Genomic DNA, 15828 nt, shown 5'->3' with positions numbered 1-15828 from the left:
TCCTTTTTTCGGTCTTGCTTGAGGCGGGATCAGACGTCGCAGATCAGCACGGCGTCGCGCAGCGATTGCGCGGCCGTCTGCGGGTCCGAGGGCATGAATTCCTGCGCCACCCAGCCCTGAAAGCCGGTGTCGCGGATGGCGCGGCAGATCGCGGGGTAATTCAGCTCCTGCCGGGCGTCGGGTTCGTTGCGGCCGGGATTGCCGGCGGTGTGGTAATGGCCGAACCAGCGGTGATGGTCCGTGATGGTGCGGATCACGTCGCCTTCCATGATCTGCATGTGATAGATGTCATAGAGCAGCCTGAAATTGTCGCTGCCCAGCTGTTCACACAGCGCCACCCCCCACGCGCTGCGGTCGCAGAGGTAGTCGGGATGGTTCACGCGGCTGTTCAGCAGCTCCATCTGCAGGACGACCTCTGCCCCTTCGGCGGCAGGCAGGATGCGCTCCAACCCGCGCGCGCAATTGTCCAGCCCCTCCTGGTTGGTCATCCCTCGGCGGTTGCCGCTGAACAGGATCAGGTTGGTATGGCCGGCCTCGGCCACCAGGTCGATGTGGCGCAGATAGCTGTCGGTCAGACGGTCGTGGATGGCGGGTTCGGCCCAGCCATCCTCCAGGCTGATTTCGGCCCCGTTGCACATGGAACTGGCCAGCCCGTGCCGGGCCAGCACCGGCCAGTCGTCGGGGCCGCAGAGGTCGATCGCGCCCAGCCCCACCTGGCGGGCCAGCTGGCACAGATCCTCCAGCGGCATGTCGCCAAAGGTCCAGCGCGCGACGGAGTGGTTGATGTTGCCCTGCAAGCCAGCGGTCTGCGCCTGTGCGGCGCCGCCCAGGGATGCGCCCAAGGCCAAGGCGCCGGCCCCCTGGAACAGGCCCCGGCGCGACAAGGCCGCAGTCATTCGGTCCGACAGATCGGTCATGGTCTTCCTCCCTTGGTGTGGTGGCCCCGGTCGCCAGAATGAAACCGTTTACACAGCGGGGCGGATTGACCCTCCTCCGGGTCGGTTGCGGCGCGGGATGAACCCGCGCCGCGATGTCAGATCAATAAGGGCTGTCTTCGAAATAGAAGCTATCGGCATTGTCCGGGGTGATCAGTTCGGACGCGATGATGAACTCGCCCGACATGGGCGCGCCCGATGTCAGGCCCAGGACCGTCATCTCGATCGCGGTTGAGATCATTGCCGGCGGATAGGTCACGTTCACCGGCACGGTCGGATCGCTGTTCTGGATGCGCTGGACCATCTCCTTCATGCCGGCGCCGCCGACCACGAACATCTGGTCGGTGCGGCCCGCCTGGTCGATGGCGGCCAGCGCGCCCACGGCCATGTCGTCGTCCGCCGCCCAGACCGCGTCGATTTCCGGGAAACGCGACAGCCAGTCCTGCATCAGGTTGAAGGCCGTGTCGCGGTTCCAGTTGCCGTGGTCCATGGCCACGACCTCGACGCCCGACCCCTCCAGCGCGGCCTCGAAGCCCGCCACGCGCTCGTTGTCGACGGTGGACGCGATGCCGCGCATCACCACGACCTTGGCGCCCTCGTCCAGAGTGTCGGCGAAATACTGGCCGGCGGTTCGGCCAAAGCTGTCGTTGTCGCCCGCGACATACAGGTTCTCGATGCCGTCCTGGGCCAGACCACGGTCGACCACGGTCACCCAGACGCCGCTGTCGGCGATGCGCTGGATCGGGCCGGTCAGCGGCTCGGATTCAAACGGCAGGACGACCAGCGCGTCGATGCCGCGGGTGGCCACCATGTCCTCCAGGTCCGACACCTGCTGCCCGGGATCGGAGGTCGTGGTCAGGACGAACTCCATGTCGGGGTTCGCCTCGGACAGGCGCGCGACGGTGCGTTCGGCGTGAAAGTTCAGCGCCCCCGCCCAGCCATGCGTCGCGGCCGGGATCGAGATGCCGATGGTTTCCGACAGCGCCGGGACAGCGGTCAGGCCCATCAGGGCGGTCGTGGCAATCAGGGTCTTTCTCATGGTGGTTACTCCTCCCACAGGTGAAAAATCAGCGTGCGGCGCCGGTGTTCCGTTGCAGCACGACGGCAAGGATGATGACGACGCCCTGGATGGCACCGTTCAGATAGGGGCTGACGAAGTCGGTCAGGTTCAGCAGGTTGCCGATCAGCGACAGGATCAGCACGCCCACGACCGTGCCCCAGATCCGGCCAAAGCCGCCCTTGAGCAGCGTGCCGCCGATGATGACCGCGGCGATGGCCTCCAGCTCCCACAACAGACCCGTGGTGGCGGACGCCGATCCCAGGCGCGGCACGTACATGACGACCGCGATGCCGACCAGCGTGCCCAGCAGGACATAGGTCATCAGCCGCACCCGCAGCACCGCGACCGACGAATAGCGGGCGACCTTTTCGTTCGATCCGATCGCGGCGCAGTGCCGGCCAAAGGCGGTGTGCCGCATGGTGATCTCTCCCAGGATCGCCAGCGCGGCAAAGACGATGATCGGCCAGCTGATCCCCAGGATGCCGTCGTAATAGACGGGGCGGTACAGCTCGCGCATCTCGTAGCCCAGCGACAGCGTGCCGCCGTCGGCTAGCCAGGTCACCAGGCTGCGATAGATGCCCATCGTGCCCAAGGTCAGGATGAACGCCTCGATCCCCGCCCGCGTAATCAGGATGCCGTTGATGAAGCCCGCGGCCAGTCCCGTGAACAGGGCCAGCGCGATGCCGATCAGGATCACGGGCAGCCCGCCCCCCATGCTGTCGGTCAAAAGGTTCATCACCAGGATCATCAGCCCCGCGACAAAGGCCGCCATCGACCCGACCGACAGGTCCAGCCCGCCCGCGGTGATGACGAAGGTCATGCCGATGGCGATGATGCCGATGAAGGCCGATCGCGCCAGCACGTTCGTGATGTTGGCAAAGCTGAGGAAGTTCGGGTTCAGCGCCATGCCGATCAGGACAAGCACGACCAGCGCCACGACAGGTGCGATGACGGCCAGGTTCACCTTGGGGCGGCGCGTTTGTGGAAGGGTTGCCGTGCTCATGCCGCACTGTCCTTTTTGCTGTCGTCCATCCCCATCGCCAGTCGCACGATATTGCCTTCGGTGACCGCGTTGTCCGTCAGCTCTCCGGCGATTCGGCCGGCATGCATGACGATGACGCGCCCGGCGAGGCCGATCAGCTCTGGCATCTCGGACGAGATCACGATGATGCTGCGGCCTTCGGCGGCCAGCTTGGCGATGAGGGAATAGATCTGTTGCTTGGTCCCGATGTCGATGCCGCGGGTCGGTTCGTCGATGATGACGACCTCCGGATCCGACAGCAGCGTCTTTGCCAGCAGAAGCTTTTGCTGGTTGCCCCCCGACAGGTCGCCCACCGCCATGCCGCGCTCCGGCGCGCGGATCGCGAAATCGGCGATGGCGGCATCCAGTGCCGTCTCCTCGGAGTTCCGGTCGATCAGAGGGCTGCCGAAACGGTCCAGCTGGCCCAGGGTCAGGTTCTCGCGCAGGGTTTTATCCAGCAGCAGGCCCGCACCCTTGCGGTCCTCGGTCAGATAGACCAGCCCCGCGCGCATCGCCCCTGCGACGTGGTTCGCGGGCAGGTCCTGCCCCTTCAGCCGCACGGTGCCGCTGCGGGGACGCAGCCCGGCGATGGCCTCGGCCAGCTCGGTCCGGCCCGATCCCACCAGCCCGCCGATGCCCAGCACCTCGCCCCGGTGCAGGGTCAGGGACGCATCATGAACGACGCCCGGCACGGTGATGCCCCGTGCCTCCAGGATCGGCTCGGCCCCGTGGGCGGTCTTGGGCGGGAACAGGTCGGACAGTTCGCGCCCCACCATCGCGGCGGCCATGTCGTCTTCCGACACTTCGGCCGTCAGGTCTGATCGCACCATTGTGCCGTCGCGCAGCACCGTCACGCGGTCGGCGATGCGCTTGACCTCGCCCAGCTTGTGCGAGGTGTAGAGGATCGCCACGCCTTCAGACCGCAGGCGGTCGATCTGGGCGAACAGGACCTCGGTCTCGCGCTCGGTCAGGACGGCGGTGGGTTCGTCCATGATCAGCACGCGCGCCTTGCGTGACAGGGCCTTGGCGATCTCGACCATCTGCTTGTCAGGGACCGAGATGCGGTTCACCGGCATGCCCGGGTCCACCCGGCATTGCAACTGGCCCAGCAGGTCGGCGGTCTGCGCCCGCATCGCCTTGTGGTCCAGCAGGAACCCGCGCCTCAACTCACGGCCCAGGAACACGTTCTGATCGACCGACAGATGTTCGGCCAGGTTGAACTCCTGGTGGATCATGATGATCCCCAGATCCTCTGCCTGCTCCGACCCGGTGAAGGTGATGGGCTTGCCCTGCCAGGTCACCTGCCCGCCCGTCGGGTCCAGGTATCCGGCCAGGATCTTCATCGTCGTGGACTTGCCCGCGCCGTTTTCGCCGATCAGGGCGTGGACCTCTCCGGGATGCAGGGCGAAATCGACCCCGTGCAGGATCTCGATGGGACCAAAGGACTTGGTGACGCCGTTCAGCGCCAGGATGGGATCGGTCATGGCGTCACCCGGACCCAGGCCGCGTCCGCGTCGTTCGACCGGATGCAGGCGTCGATGAACTGCAACCCCTCCAGCCCGTCGCGGATGCCGGGAAGGGTGTCGGGCATGGTACCGCTGCGGATCGCCTGCGCGGCCTCGGCATAGAGGTTCGCGAACCCCTCCAGGTATCCCTCGGGGTGGCCCGGGGGCACGCGGCTGCCGTCCTGGGTGCTGCCCGGACCCGCACGGCGCAGGATCTGTGCGGGCTGGCCGAAGGGCGTGTATTTCAGCGTCTCGGGCGTGTCGTGCTGCCATTCCAGCCCGCCCTTGTCGCCATAGACCCGCAGGCGCAGGCCGTTCTCGGTTCCCGGCGCGACCTGCGAGGCCCACAGCATCCCCTTGGCCCCCGATGCATAGCGCAGTAGGATATGCGCGTTGTCGTCCAGCCTGCGGCCGGGCACAAAGCTGGTCAGGTCCGCAGCCAGCCGGTCGGGCAGTTCGCCCGTCACGAAGCGCGCCAGCTGGAACGCATGCGTGCCAATGTCGCCGATGGCGCCGCCGGCGCCCGCGCGATCGGGGTCGCCGCGCCACGCGGCCTGCTTGCTGTCCGTGTCCTGGGTCAGCCAATCCTGGGCGTATTCGACCTGAACCAGCCGCAGCGTGCCGATATCGCCGCGGGCGATCATCGCGCGGGCCTGCCGGATCTGCGGATAGGCGGAATAGTTGTGCGTCAGGATGAACAGCGCGTCAGACCGTCTGGCCAGTTCGGCCAGGGCATGCGCCTGGTCCAGCGTCGCGGTCATCGGCTTGTCGCAGATGACGTGGATGCCCTGTTCCAGAAACGCGCGCGACACCGGTTCGTGCAGGTGGTTCGGGGTGCAGACGGACACGGCCTCGATCCCGTCGGGACGGGCGGCCTCGTCGCGCGCCATCTGGCGGAAATCGCCATAGCTGCGGGCGATCCCAATGGCGCGCGCGCTTTGCGCAGCGCGCCCCTCGTCCGAGGACAACGCTCCCGCGACCAGATCGAATTGGCCGTCCAGCCGCGCCGCGATGCGATGGACGTTGCCGATCATCGCGCCTTCGCCGCCGCCGACCATGCCCAGTTTTATGGGGCCCATACGGATCGGGCGGCTCATCGGTCCAACCCCAGCATCCGCAGGTTCGCTGCCTGATCCGCGCCGCCATTGGCAAAATCGTCAAAGGCGCGGTCGGTGACGCGGATGATGTGATCGCGCACGAAGGCAGCGCCTTCGCGGGCGCCGTCCTCGGGATGCTTCAGCGCGCATTCCCACTCGACCACCGCCCAGCCATCGAAACCCGCGGCGGTCAGGCGCGAGAAGATCGCCTTGAAGTCCACCTGCCCGTCACCGGGGCTGCGGAATCGGCCCGCCCGGTCGATCCAGGGCTGATAGCCGCCATAGACCCCCTGCCGCCCGGTCGGGTTGAATTCCGCGTCCTTGACATGGAACATGCCGATCCGGCTGGCGTAGATGTCGATGTTCTCAAGATAATCCAGCTGTTGCAGCAGGTAATGCGACGGATCGTACAGCATCCTGGCGCGTGGATGCTGGTCCACGCGGTCCAGGAACATCTCGAAGCTGATCCCGTCATGCAGATCCTCGCCCGGATGGATCTCGAAGCAGATGTCCACACCGCGGCTGTCGGCATGGTCCAGGATCGGGCGCCAGCGCGCGGCCAGTTCGTCAAAGGCGGTCTCGATCAAGCCTTGGGGGCGCTGCGGCCAGGGGTAAAGGTAAGGCCAGGCCAGCGCGCCGGAAAAGGCCGCCATCCGGTCCAGCCCCAGATGCGCCGAGGCATCGATGGTCTTCATCACCTGATCCACCGCCCAGGCCTGCCGCGCCCTGGGGTCGCCGCGCAGGGGCACAGGGGCAAAGCCGTCAAAGGCCGCGTCGAAGGCGGGATGAACGGCGACCAGCTGCCCCTGCACATGGGCGGACAGTTCGGTGATCTCCACCCCATTCGCGCGGGCCTGACCTGACAGTTCGTCGCAATAGGTCCGGGATGTGGACGCAAGATCCAGGTCGATCAGCGACGCCTGTCCCGACGGCACCTGCACGCCCAGATAGCCGCAATCCGCCGCCCAGGCCGTGATGCCGGAAAAGCTGTCGAACGGCGCGGCCGAACCTGCGAACTGCGCCAGGAACAGGCCCGGACCCTTCATCGTCTTCATGATTCCCCCTAACCGATTGCCTCCATGTAATCGGTTTCAAGCAAAAGCTGTCACAGGATGAAAAGGTTTACAACAGGATTTTTTCCGCTAAAGCCTGATCCTGCCCCAACAGCGAGATTCCGGTGCCAGATCAAGCCCGTCCGCCGCGCATCCATGACGTCGCCAAGCTGGCGGGCGTGTCCGTGGCCACCGTCAGCCGCGCCATCTCGAACCCGTCGATCGTGTCCGAGGCCACGCGCAAGGCGGTCGAGGCGGCCATCGCCCAGACCGGCTACACGCTGAACTTCACCGCCCGGAACCTGCGCCAGCAGCAGGTGGGCGGGGTGCTGGCATTGGTCCCCAAGCTGGCCAACCCGTTCTTCTCCGAGATTCTGGCAGGCATATCCGAGGTGCTGCGCAAGAAGGGGCTGAGCCTGCTGGTGCTGGACACCACGGCGGTTCCCGAACAGCCGGCGATGACGATGCTGGCGCCCTATCTGAACCGGTCGCGCTCGGACGGGGTGATCGTGCTGGACGGCAGCCTGGACCCGCGCCTGTTCGACCAGCCCGGCTGCCCGCCGCTGGTGCAGGCCTGCGAGTGGATCGAGGGCCTGGAGGCGCCCCGCGTGCTGGCCGACAATGTCGAGGGCGGGCGGCTGGCCGCGCGTCATCTGACCGACCACGGCCACCGCCGCATCCTGCACCTGACGGGACCGCGGGGCAATTCGCTGACCGTCGCCCGACGCGAGGGCTTTCTTCGCGGGCTGGCCGAGGCTGGCCTGCCCATACCCGGCCCCGCTGACAGCATCGAAGGCAACTTCACCGCCCGCTTTGGCCGTGATGCCGCGGCGGGGGTTCTGGACATGCCCGACCGACCGACGGCCGTCTTCTGCGACAATGACGAAATGGCCATCGGGCTGATCCACGGCCTTGTCAGCGGCGGGCTGCGGGTGCCGCAGGACATCTCAGTCATGGGTTTTGACAATATCGAGATGTCGGCCTATTGCCTGCCGCCCCTGACCACGATCCGCCAGTATCGCGCCCGCCTTGGCCGACGGGCGGCCGAACTGCTGCTGGCCCGGATGCGCGGCGAGACGATCACCGACAGCACCACGCTTGGCGTCGACCTGCTGGTGCGCGACAGCACGGGGCCCGTCCCGGCCGTATAGGCCCAGGTTCAGTTCAAAAGCACGCAGACGCTGCGCAACTGGTCGCGCGTCATTTCCAGAACCCCGTCGAGGTCCATGGATTCGTCGGCGGCCCAGCTGCGCACCCCGTTGGCCAAGGCATGGGTGGACATGGCGGCGATCAGTTCGGCCTCCAGCGCCCGGTGCGCCCCCAAGCGCACCAGCAGCAGCCCGCTGAGCGCCAGCGAGATCTCGTCCAGCGACTTGCGGAACAGCATCTGCATTTCTGGCGTCGTCTCGATCAGCCGCTCGATCATGCGCAGGGTCTGCCGGTCCGGGCTGTCCTCCTTCAGCATCTGGCCCAGCAACCGCACCAGGTCGTCGACCAGCGGTGCCTCGGATGTCGTGATCCAGGCGCCCGCCTGCGTGTCCAGGATCGGCGGCTGGCCCAGCACCGCCGCCGTCTTGTTGGGGTAGTAGTTGAAGAAGGTCCGGGGGCTGATGCCGGCCTCGGCGGCGATCGCGTCGGTCGTCGCCGCGCAATAGCCCGCCTGCAGCGCCACGCGCAACGCGGCCTGCTGGATGTCCCGGGCCGTCTGGCGGCGGCGTCGATCGCGAAGATTGATGGTCATTCGGCAGCCCGTTCCTGAATGCAGTCAAAGCAAATATTGCACAGTCCGCAATTCCATGCAATGAGCGGGCCGACATGGCGTCCCGTCGGACGCGGATATCGGGATATCACAACATGCGCGAGTTCACATTTCGGTCCGGTGCAGCCCTGGCTGCGGGACTTTTCATGATGACCCCGGCCCTGGCGCAGGACCCGGGGCAGATGCCGCCCAAGCAGGTGGGCGTGGTCACGGTGCAGCCGCAGGATGTCCCGCGGGTGGTGACGCTGCCCGGTCGCGCGGTCGCGGCCTCGGCCACGTCGATCCGTCCGCGCGTGGGTGGTCTGGTGACCGAGATTCTTTACGAACCCGGCAGGCATGTCGAGGCCGGGGCCCCGATGTTCCGGATCGAGGACGGGACCTATCGCGCCAACCTGGCCAGCGCCGAGGCGCAGGTGGCGTCCGCCGCGGCGCAGGTGACGCAGGCGCAGTCGGCCTTCAGCCGGACCGAACAGCTGCTGGGCTCGGGCACGACCCAGGCCCAGGTCGAGGCCGCGCGCGCGACGCTGGACCAGGCGCGCGCCGCGCTGCAGGCCGCCGAGGCTGCCCGCACCCTGGCCGAGTCGGACCTGGCCTGGACCACGGTGACCAGCCCGATCGCCGGCATCGCCAGCGTTTCGGATGTCTCGGTCGGGGACCTTGTGACGGCCGGACAGGCGGATCCCATGGCCTCCGTCACCCAACTGGACCCGATCGAGGTGGACATGTACGAACCCTCGTCCCGCTTCCTGGGGGTCCTGGACGACATCGACGACGGCAGCCTGCGCCTGAATGAACAGCTGCGGGCGACGCTGACCCTGGAAAACGGCCGTACCTACCAAGCCCAGGGCGAACTGGTGGCGCCGGGGGTGACCGTCTCCACCACCACCGGCTCGATCGACACGCGGTTCCGTTTCGACAATCCCGACAACCTGATCCTGCCCGGCATGTTCCTGCGCGGCCAGGTGGAACTGGGCGTGACCCGCGCCTTCCTGGTGTCGCAATCGGCGGCGCGGCGCGACAAGATCGGCAACCTGACGGCCTGGGTGGTCGCGGACGGCAAGGCCAGCCAGCGCCAGCTGACCGAAGACGGCAGCTATCAGCAGCAGTGGATCGTGACCGACGGCCTGGCCGAGGGCGACCAGCTGATCGTGGACGGGTTGACCGGGCTTGCGGCGGGCATGGATGTGGCGCCGGTGCCGGTGACCTTTGACGAAAACGGCGTCGTGCGCGATGCGCCTGCCCCGGCCGACCCGGCCGCGGATGGCGGCGGCGCGGATGCGCCCGCAGACGTGCCTGCAGACGCGCCGGCAGCGGAGTAACCCCAGATGGCCCGTTTCTTCATTCACCGCCCGGTCTTTGCCTGGGTGCTTGCCCTGGTCACCATGCTGGTCGGCGCCCTGGGCCTCAGCAGCCTGGCGATCGAGCAGTATCCGCAGATTTCGCCCACCACGGTCCGGGTGAGTGCCGCCTATAACGGCGCCTCGGCCGAGATCGTGGAGGCCTCGGTCACCACCGTCATCGAGGATGCCATGACCGGCATCGACGGCCTGATCTACATGACCTCGAACTCGTCGCCCGGCTCGGCCTCGGTGTCGCTGACCTTCGACGACACGGTCGATGCCGACATCGCGCAGGTCCAGGTGCAGAACAAGCTGCAGCTGGTCACCTCGCAGCTGCCGGACGTGGTCCAGCAGCAGGGCGTGCAGGTGGCGCGCTCGACCAGCTCGATCCTGCTGGTGGGGGCGCTGACCTCGCCCGACGGCCGATTTTCAACTGTGGAGCTGGGCGATCTGATCGCGCAGCTGATCGAGGACCCGGTCAAGCGCACGCCCGGCGTGGGGTCGATCAACACCTTCGGGTCGGGCTATGCCATGCGCATCTGGCTGGACCCGATGAAGATGGTCCAGTACCAGGTCACCCCCGCCGATGTGACCAGCGCGGTCGCGCAGCAGAACACCAATGTCACCGTTGGCGACCTGGGTGCGCAGCCCGCGGCCCAGGGGCAGCGGCTGACCATCCCCGTCTCGGCGCAGTCGCAATTCTCGACCGTGGACGAGTTCGAACGCATCCTGCTGCGCGTCGATCCCGACGGCTCGACCGTCTTCCTGGGCGACGTGGCCCGGATCGAGATCGGCCAGGAGGGCTATGGCGGCGCCTCGCGCCACAATGGCAACCCGGCGGCGGGCTTTGCCGTGAACCTGGCCACCGGCGCGAATGCCGTGGACACGGCCGAGGCAGTCCGCAACACGATCAACGGCCTGGCGGGCGCCCTGCCCGAGGGCGTGCAGATCGTCTATCCGTATGACACCTCGCCCTTTGTCGAGGAATCGATCAATCAGGTCTATCACACCCTGGCCGAGGCCGTGGTCCTGGTCTTCCTGGTGATCCTGGTCTTCCTGCAAAGCTGGCGCGCGACCATCATCCCGGTCGTGGCGATCCCGGTCGTGCTGCTGGGCACCTTCGCGGTTCTGGCGGCGGCGGGCTATTCCATCAACACGCTGACCATGTTCGCGATGGTCCTGGCCATCGGCCTGCTGGTCGACGATGCCATCGTGGTGGTGGAAAACGTCGAGCGCGTGATGGAGGAAGAGGGCCTGGGCCCCGTCGAGGCCACCGAAAAGAGCATGGACGAGATCACCAGCGCGCTGGTCGGCATCGTTCTGGTCCTGTCGGCGGTGTTCCTGCCCATGGCCTTCATGTCGGGGGCGACCGGCGTCATCTATCGCCAGTTCTCGATCACCATCATCACCGCGATGGTGCTGTCCCTGGGCGTGGCGGTCATCCTGACGCCGGCCATGTGCGCCAGCCTGCTGAAGCCGCGCAAGCATGGCGACGGCATCGCGCCCGCGCGCTGGTTCAACCGCAACATGGACCGCGCCACGAACGGTTATGTCGCCACCGTCACCCGGCTGGTCAAGCGGCCGCTGCGGATGCTGCTGGTGCTGGTGGCGATCGGCTTTGGCGTCTTTGCGCTCTTTGATCGCCTGCCGGGGTCGTTCCTGCCGGACGAGGATCAGGGCGTGGCGCTGGTGATCATCCAGGGTCCCGACGGATCGACCACCCAGCAGACGCAGGCACTGGTCGAGAAGGTCGAGACCTACCTGCTGAACGAGGAAAGCGAGACGGTCGAGTCGGTCTTTGCCGCCTTGGGCTTCAGCTTTGGCGGATCGGGCCAGAACAACGCGATGGTCTTCGTCAAGCTGCGCGACTACGACAAGCGCGAGGGGCTGGACATCGCCTCCCTGGTGGCGCGGGCCAACGGTCATTTCTTCATGACCAACCGGCAGGGCCAGATCTTCGTGCTGCAACCCCCCGCCATTCAGGGGATGGGCACGTCGTCGGGCTTCAGCATGTACCTGATCGACCAGTCCGGGCGGGGACAGGAGGCGCTGACCGCCGCCGCGGACCAGCTGGTGGCCGATGCCCGCAGCGATGGGCGCGTCACCAACCTGCGCGGCAACGAGGCCGCCACCCAGACCTCGCTGCGGCTGGACATCGACCAGCAGAAGGCCGCGGCCTTCGGCCTGTCGATCCCCGAGGTGAACGCCATGCTGTCGGTCATCTTCGCCGGCCGCGACGTAAACGACTTTGCCCTGGGCAGCGACCTGCGCCCGGTCATCGTGCAGGGCGAGGCGGCCAGCCGGTCCCAGCCCGAGGACATCAACCGCTGGTACGCCCGCAACGCGCAGGGCGAGATGGTGTCATTCGGCGCCTTCTCGGACCAGAACTGGCAGCAGGAGCCGAAGGCCGTGGCCCGCTATGGCGGCACGCGCGCGCTGGAACTCAGCGGGGCTGCCGCGCCGGGCCTGTCCTCGGGTGCCGCGATGGACGTGATGGAAGATCTGGTCGCAGACCTCGACGGCGGCTATGGCGCCGCCTGGACCGGCCTCTCCTATCAGGAGCGTTTGTCGGGCAACCAGGCGCCGCTGCTGTTCGCGCTGTCCGCGCTGGTCGTCTTCCTGTCGCTGGCCGCGCTTTACGAAAGCTGGGCCGTGCCGCTGGCGGTGATGCTGACCGTTCCGGTGGGCATCCTTGGGGCGCTGCTGGCGGCGCTCTATTTCGGGCAGTCGAACGACGTCTACTTCAAGGTGGGCCTGCTGACGACCATCGGCCTGGCGGCGCGCAACGCGATCCTTATCGTCGAATTCGCCCAAGCCCAAGTCCAGGAGGGCAAGACGGTGGTCGAAGCCGCCCTTGTCGCCGCGCGCCAGCGCCTGCGTCCGATCCTGATGACGACCTTCGCCTTCATGCTGGGCGTGCTGCCGCTGGCCATCGCCTCGGGGGCCGGGGCCGGGGCGCAGAACTCGATCGGGATCGGGGTGCTGGGCGGCATGGCCTCGTCTGCCGTCATCGGGATCTTCCTGGTCCCCGTCTTCTACGTTGCCGTGCTGAAGCTGCGGCGGATGCTGAGCCGAAAGGAAAAGAGCTCGTGACCTTCCCCCGCCTACCCAAGGCCGCACTGTCCCTGGCCGCGCTGCTGACCATCTCGGCCTGCGCGGCCGTGGGACCCGATCCCACCGCCCTTCCCAGGGCCGGCCTGCAGGTCAGCTTCGCCGAAGGCGCGGCCGCCTCCCTGGGCACGGTCGGCGCCAATGCCTTCTGGTCCGGCTACCAGGACCGCACGCTGTCGCGCCTGATCGCCGAGGGGCTGGGAACCAGCCTTGACATCATCACCGCCAACGAGCGCATCCGCGCTGCCGAGGCTGATCTGCGCGCCACCGCCCCCCTGGCGGCCCAGGTCAGCGGGCAGCCCGCCTCGGCCAGCCGGGTCAGGACCGGCGCCGACGGCCGGCCGACCGGCTATGCCAGCACGGCCGATCTTTCGGCGGGCTTTGTCCTCGATCTCTTTGGCGGTGCCCGGCGGGCACGGCAGGGGGCGCAGGCGGCCCAGGCATCCGCCGAGGCGCAGGCGCAGGTGACGCGGCTGGCCTGGCTGGCCGAAGTGATCGGGGCCTATGCCGATGCGCGCTTCCATCAGCAGGCCCTGGCCCTGACCCGCGACACCATCGCCGCCCGCCAGCGCACCCTGGGCGTCACGCGCGACATGCAGGCCCTGGGCCTGGCGACCGACTACGACATCGCCCAGACCGAGGCGCTGCTGCAGACCGCGCGCGCCGACCTGCCGGCCTATGAGGCACGCTTCAACGCGCAGGTCTTTCGCCTTTCGACCCTGCTGAACCAGCAGGCCGCGCCGCTGATGGGGCGCATGCAGCAGGGTTCGGCCGCGCTGCGCATCCCGCCCGGACCGGGTGCCGGAGTCCCGGCCGACCTGCTGCGGAACCGTCCCGACGTGCAGGCGGCGCAGGCCGATCTGGCGCAGGCCCTGGCCGCCGTCGGCGTGGCCACGGCTGACATGCTGCCCTCGCTGTCCCTGACCGGAACCGTCAGCGACACCGGCGGCGCGAACAGCTGGGGCTTTGGCCCGCGCCTGTCCCTGCCGGTGGCGAACCAGGGCCTGCTGCAGGCCGCCCGCGCGCGCCGCCTGTCGGAGGCGCGGCAGGCGGATCTGGCCTGGCGGTCTCAGGTCGCCGCAGCGGTCGAGGATGTGCAGCGCGGCCAGTCGAACCTGCGCCGTTATCGTCAGCGGGTCGAGGCGCTGGACCAGGCGGCGGTGGCCTTTGATCGCGCCTATGACCTGGCCCGCACCAATTTCGAGGCCGGGGCATTGCCGCTGGTCGAGCTGCTGGATGCTGACCGCCAGCGTGCGGCGGCGCGCCTGCAGGCTGCTTCGGCCCGCAACGACGCGGCCAAGGAATGGGCGGCACTGCAGATCGCCACGGGTGCGGGCGCAGCCGTGACGCGGATCGCCGAGTGATCGGGACGGGCGGCAGGCCACTGCCGCCCCTAGCCCTTCGGCAGGGCGACAGACCGTGGCGCAGCAAGGGTGGGCGACCTGCAATGCAGGTTCGCATTCGTCCGACGATGAAAGGAAGGGGTTGGTGCGGCCGAGAAGACTCGAACTTCCACTCCGGTTAAGGAACAGCGACCTCAACGCTGCGCGTCTACCAATTCCGCCACGGCCGCATCCGGGCAGTTCCGGCCTGATAGCCGAGCGGCACGGCGATGGAAAGAGGTTTTTTGGACCCCCTTTCCGCCGCAAGATCGGCATTGACGGCCGCGCCCGGCCGCGCCACATCCCCGACATGGTGGAATGGATCATCAGCGACGGCCTGACCGGCTATGACGAGGCCGTGTCCTTCATGGAGGCGCGGGTTGCCGCGATCCTGGCGGGCGAAGCCCCCGAGGCGATCTGGCTGGTCGAACATCCGCCGCTCTATACCGCCGGGACCAGCGCGCGGGCGCAGGATCTGCTGCAGGCCCGCTTTCCGGTGCATGCCACGGGACGGGGGGGACAATATACCTATCACGGGCCGGGGCAGCGAATCGTCTACGTGATGCTGGACCTAAACCGGCGCGGCCGCGATGTCCGGGCCTTCGTCGGTCGGCTCGAGGCGTGGGTGATCGCGGCGCTGGCCGAATTCGGCATCTCCGGCCGCATCAGCGAAGGTCGCGTGGGGGTCTGGGTTCCGCGGCCGGACAAGCCCGCCCTGCCTGACGGCACCGCCCGCGAGGACAAGATCGCCGCCATCGGGGTCAAGTTGCGGAAATGGGTCAGCTTTCACGGCATCTCGATCAACGTCGATCCGGACCTGGACCACTATGGCGGGATCGTTCCCTGCGGCATCACCGGGCATGGGGTGACCTCGATGGTCGACCTCGGGCTGCCGGTCACGATGACCGATCTTGACGTGGCACTGCAGCAGCAATTCGGCGTGATCTTCCGCTGAGTTGCGATCAATTCTTGCGATGCGACCTTTCGATGGGTGGATTTCTTGCGGCACCCGCCTGTAGTCTCGGGTCTGGAGAAAACCACCCTTCCGGGGTTGATCGAGGATTATTGCAATGAAATCAGCCATCGTCGGCGCCGTCCTGGGCGCGACTCTAGCCATCCCCGCCATCGCGCAAGAGGCCGGCGACCCCGCCGTGGGCGAGAGCGAGTTCCGCAAGTGCCGCGCCTGCCACATGATCCGTGACGACAGCGGCACCGACATCGTCAAGGGCGGCGCCACCGGCCCGAACCTGTGGAACGTCATGGGTGCCAAGATCGCGTCCGAGGAAGGGTTCCGCTATGGCGACGGCATCCTGGCCGCCGCCGCCGCCAATCCGGACATGGTCTGGACCGAAGAGGAGATGGCCGCCTATGTCACCGATCCGGGTGCCTGGGTGAAGGAGAAGTCGGGCGATCCCTCGGCCAGGAGCAAGATGACGTTCAAGCTGAACAAGAACCAGGCGGATGTCGCAGCCTACCTGACCACGGTGTCCCCGGATGCCCCCGCGGAGGCCGAAGCGGCCACGCAATGACGTGACGGGACTGCGGCGTGACGCCGCAGTCTCTTGC

Annotated in this window: 13 protein-coding genes and 1 tRNA gene; 6 read left to right on the top strand and 8 right to left on the bottom strand. The window is 67.6% G+C overall.

Annotated elements, in window-relative coordinates; genetic code table 11:
* Positions 1-29: 29 nt before the first annotated feature.
* The 6 genes from ACNR9W_RS05940 to ACNR9W_RS05915 all read right to left on the bottom strand — a co-directional run bounded on the left by ACNR9W_RS05940 (position 30) and on the right by ACNR9W_RS05915 (position 6673).
* On the bottom strand, positions 30-917 hold the full coding sequence (locus tag ACNR9W_RS05940) for a hydroxypyruvate isomerase family protein (RefSeq protein WP_419267941.1): 888 nt from the start codon (positions 915-917) through the stop codon (positions 30-32).
* 121 nt (positions 918-1038) lie between these two features.
* Positions 1039-1974, bottom strand: coding sequence for an ABC transporter substrate-binding protein (locus ACNR9W_RS05935; protein ID WP_419267940.1), 936 nt, complete (start codon positions 1972-1974; stop codon positions 1039-1041).
* Between the two features lie 28 nt (positions 1975-2002).
* Positions 2003-2998 carry an ABC transporter permease gene (locus ACNR9W_RS05930; RefSeq protein WP_419267939.1) on the bottom strand — a complete coding sequence of 332 codons (996 nt, stop codon included), beginning with the start codon at positions 2996-2998 and terminating at the stop codon, positions 2003-2005.
* Positions 2995-4500, bottom strand: a complete 1506-nt coding sequence (locus tag ACNR9W_RS05925; RefSeq protein WP_419267938.1) for a sugar ABC transporter ATP-binding protein — start codon at positions 4498-4500, stop codon at positions 2995-2997. Before ACNR9W_RS05925 ends, ACNR9W_RS05930 begins: the two co-directional genes overlap by 4 nt.
* A complete protein-coding gene (locus tag ACNR9W_RS05920; RefSeq protein WP_419267937.1) occupies positions 4497-5618 on the bottom strand; it encodes a Gfo/Idh/MocA family protein in 1122 nt (373 codons plus the stop codon). The genes ACNR9W_RS05925 and ACNR9W_RS05920 overlap by 4 nt, the downstream gene beginning before the upstream one ends.
* The gene (locus ACNR9W_RS05915; RefSeq protein WP_419267936.1) at positions 5615-6673 is read right to left on the bottom strand and encodes a sugar phosphate isomerase/epimerase family protein; all 1059 of its coding nucleotides are present in this window, start codon (positions 6671-6673) and stop codon (positions 5615-5617) included. Before ACNR9W_RS05915 ends, ACNR9W_RS05920 begins: the two co-directional genes overlap by 4 nt.
* 122 nt (positions 6674-6795) lie before the next feature.
* Between ACNR9W_RS05915 and ACNR9W_RS05910 the strand changes: the two genes are divergently transcribed.
* Positions 6796-7821 (top strand): LacI family DNA-binding transcriptional regulator, encoded by a 1026-nt coding sequence (locus ACNR9W_RS05910; RefSeq protein ID WP_419267935.1) that lies wholly within the window; start codon positions 6796-6798, stop codon positions 7819-7821.
* Positions 7822-7829: 8 nt separating this feature from the next.
* Here ACNR9W_RS05910 and ACNR9W_RS05905 read toward each other — a convergent pair whose 3' ends face one another.
* The gene (locus ACNR9W_RS05905) at positions 7830-8411 is read right to left on the bottom strand and encodes a TetR/AcrR family transcriptional regulator (protein WP_419267934.1); all 582 of its coding nucleotides are present in this window, start codon (positions 8409-8411) and stop codon (positions 7830-7832) included.
* 164 nt (positions 8412-8575) lie between these two features.
* Between ACNR9W_RS05905 and ACNR9W_RS05900 the strand changes: the two genes are divergently transcribed.
* Genes ACNR9W_RS05900 through ACNR9W_RS05890 form a run of 3 tightly spaced genes read left to right on the top strand, consistent with a single transcriptional unit; the run spans position 8576 to position 14244 of the window.
* Positions 8576-9748 (top strand): efflux RND transporter periplasmic adaptor subunit, encoded by a 1173-nt coding sequence (locus tag ACNR9W_RS05900; protein WP_419267933.1) that lies wholly within the window; start codon positions 8576-8578, stop codon positions 9746-9748.
* A gap of 6 nt (positions 9749-9754) precedes the next feature.
* On the top strand, positions 9755-12862 hold the full coding sequence (locus ACNR9W_RS05895) for an efflux RND transporter permease subunit (protein ID WP_419267932.1): 3108 nt from the start codon (positions 9755-9757) through the stop codon (positions 12860-12862).
* The gene (locus ACNR9W_RS05890; RefSeq protein WP_419267931.1) at positions 12859-14244 is read left to right on the top strand and encodes an efflux transporter outer membrane subunit; all 1386 of its coding nucleotides are present in this window, start codon (positions 12859-12861) and stop codon (positions 14242-14244) included. Before ACNR9W_RS05895 ends, ACNR9W_RS05890 begins: the two co-directional genes overlap by 4 nt.
* 122 nt (positions 14245-14366) lie before the next feature.
* On the opposite strand, the gene ACNR9W_RS05885 is transcribed toward ACNR9W_RS05890, so the two are convergent.
* A tRNA-Leu gene (locus ACNR9W_RS05885) sits at positions 14367-14453 on the bottom strand.
* 119 nt (positions 14454-14572) lie between these two features.
* On the opposite strand from ACNR9W_RS05885, the gene lipB reads away from it, so the two are divergent.
* Both lipB and ACNR9W_RS05875 read left to right on the top strand, forming a co-directional pair.
* Positions 14573-15217, top strand: a complete 645-nt coding sequence (gene lipB / locus ACNR9W_RS05880) for a lipoyl(octanoyl) transferase LipB (protein WP_419267930.1) — start codon at positions 14573-14575, stop codon at positions 15215-15217.
* 115 nt (positions 15218-15332) lie between these two features.
* A complete protein-coding gene (locus tag ACNR9W_RS05875) occupies positions 15333-15791 on the top strand; it encodes a c-type cytochrome (protein ID WP_419267929.1) in 459 nt (152 codons plus the stop codon).
* Positions 15792-15828: the final 37 nt, after the last annotated feature.

This window comes from Paracoccus sp. T5, from assembly GCF_048538155.2.
Lineage (GTDB): Bacteria > Pseudomonadota > Alphaproteobacteria > Rhodobacterales > Rhodobacteraceae > Paracoccus.
Note: the sequence above shows the minus strand (reverse complement) of the source record. Positions and strands in the feature narration are given on the sequence as shown.

Excerpts from the sequence above, each read along its gene's own strand:
- ACNR9W_RS05940 (WP_419267941.1), bottom strand. The coding sequence starts at position 917 with ATGACCGATCTGTCGGACCGAATGACTGCGGCCTTGTCGCGCCGGGGC.
- ACNR9W_RS05900 (WP_419267933.1), top strand. The coding sequence starts at position 8,576 with ATGATGACCCCGGCCCTGGCGCAGGACCCGGGGCAGATGCCGCCCAAG.
- ACNR9W_RS05930 (WP_419267939.1), bottom strand. The coding sequence starts at position 2,998 with ATGAGCACGGCAACCCTTCCACAAACGCGCCGCCCCAAGGTGAACCTG.
- ACNR9W_RS05915 (WP_419267936.1), bottom strand. The coding sequence starts at position 6,673 with ATGAAGACGATGAAGGGTCCGGGCCTGTTCCTGGCGCAGTTCGCAGGT.
- ACNR9W_RS05875 (WP_419267929.1), top strand. The coding sequence starts at position 15,333 with ATGAAATCAGCCATCGTCGGCGCCGTCCTGGGCGCGACTCTAGCCATC.
- lipB (WP_419267930.1), top strand. The coding sequence starts at position 14,573 with ATGGTGGAATGGATCATCAGCGACGGCCTGACCGGCTATGACGAGGCC.
- ACNR9W_RS05905 (WP_419267934.1), bottom strand. The coding sequence starts at position 8,411 with ATGACCATCAATCTTCGCGATCGACGCCGCCGCCAGACGGCCCGGGAC.
- ACNR9W_RS05895 (WP_419267932.1), top strand. The coding sequence starts at position 9,755 with ATGGCCCGTTTCTTCATTCACCGCCCGGTCTTTGCCTGGGTGCTTGCC.
- ACNR9W_RS05935 (WP_419267940.1), bottom strand. The coding sequence starts at position 1,974 with ATGAGAAAGACCCTGATTGCCACGACCGCCCTGATGGGCCTGACCGCT.
- ACNR9W_RS05925 (WP_419267938.1), bottom strand. The coding sequence starts at position 4,500 with ATGACCGATCCCATCCTGGCGCTGAACGGCGTCACCAAGTCCTTTGGT.
- ACNR9W_RS05920 (WP_419267937.1), bottom strand. The coding sequence starts at position 5,618 with ATGAGCCGCCCGATCCGTATGGGCCCCATAAAACTGGGCATGGTCGGC.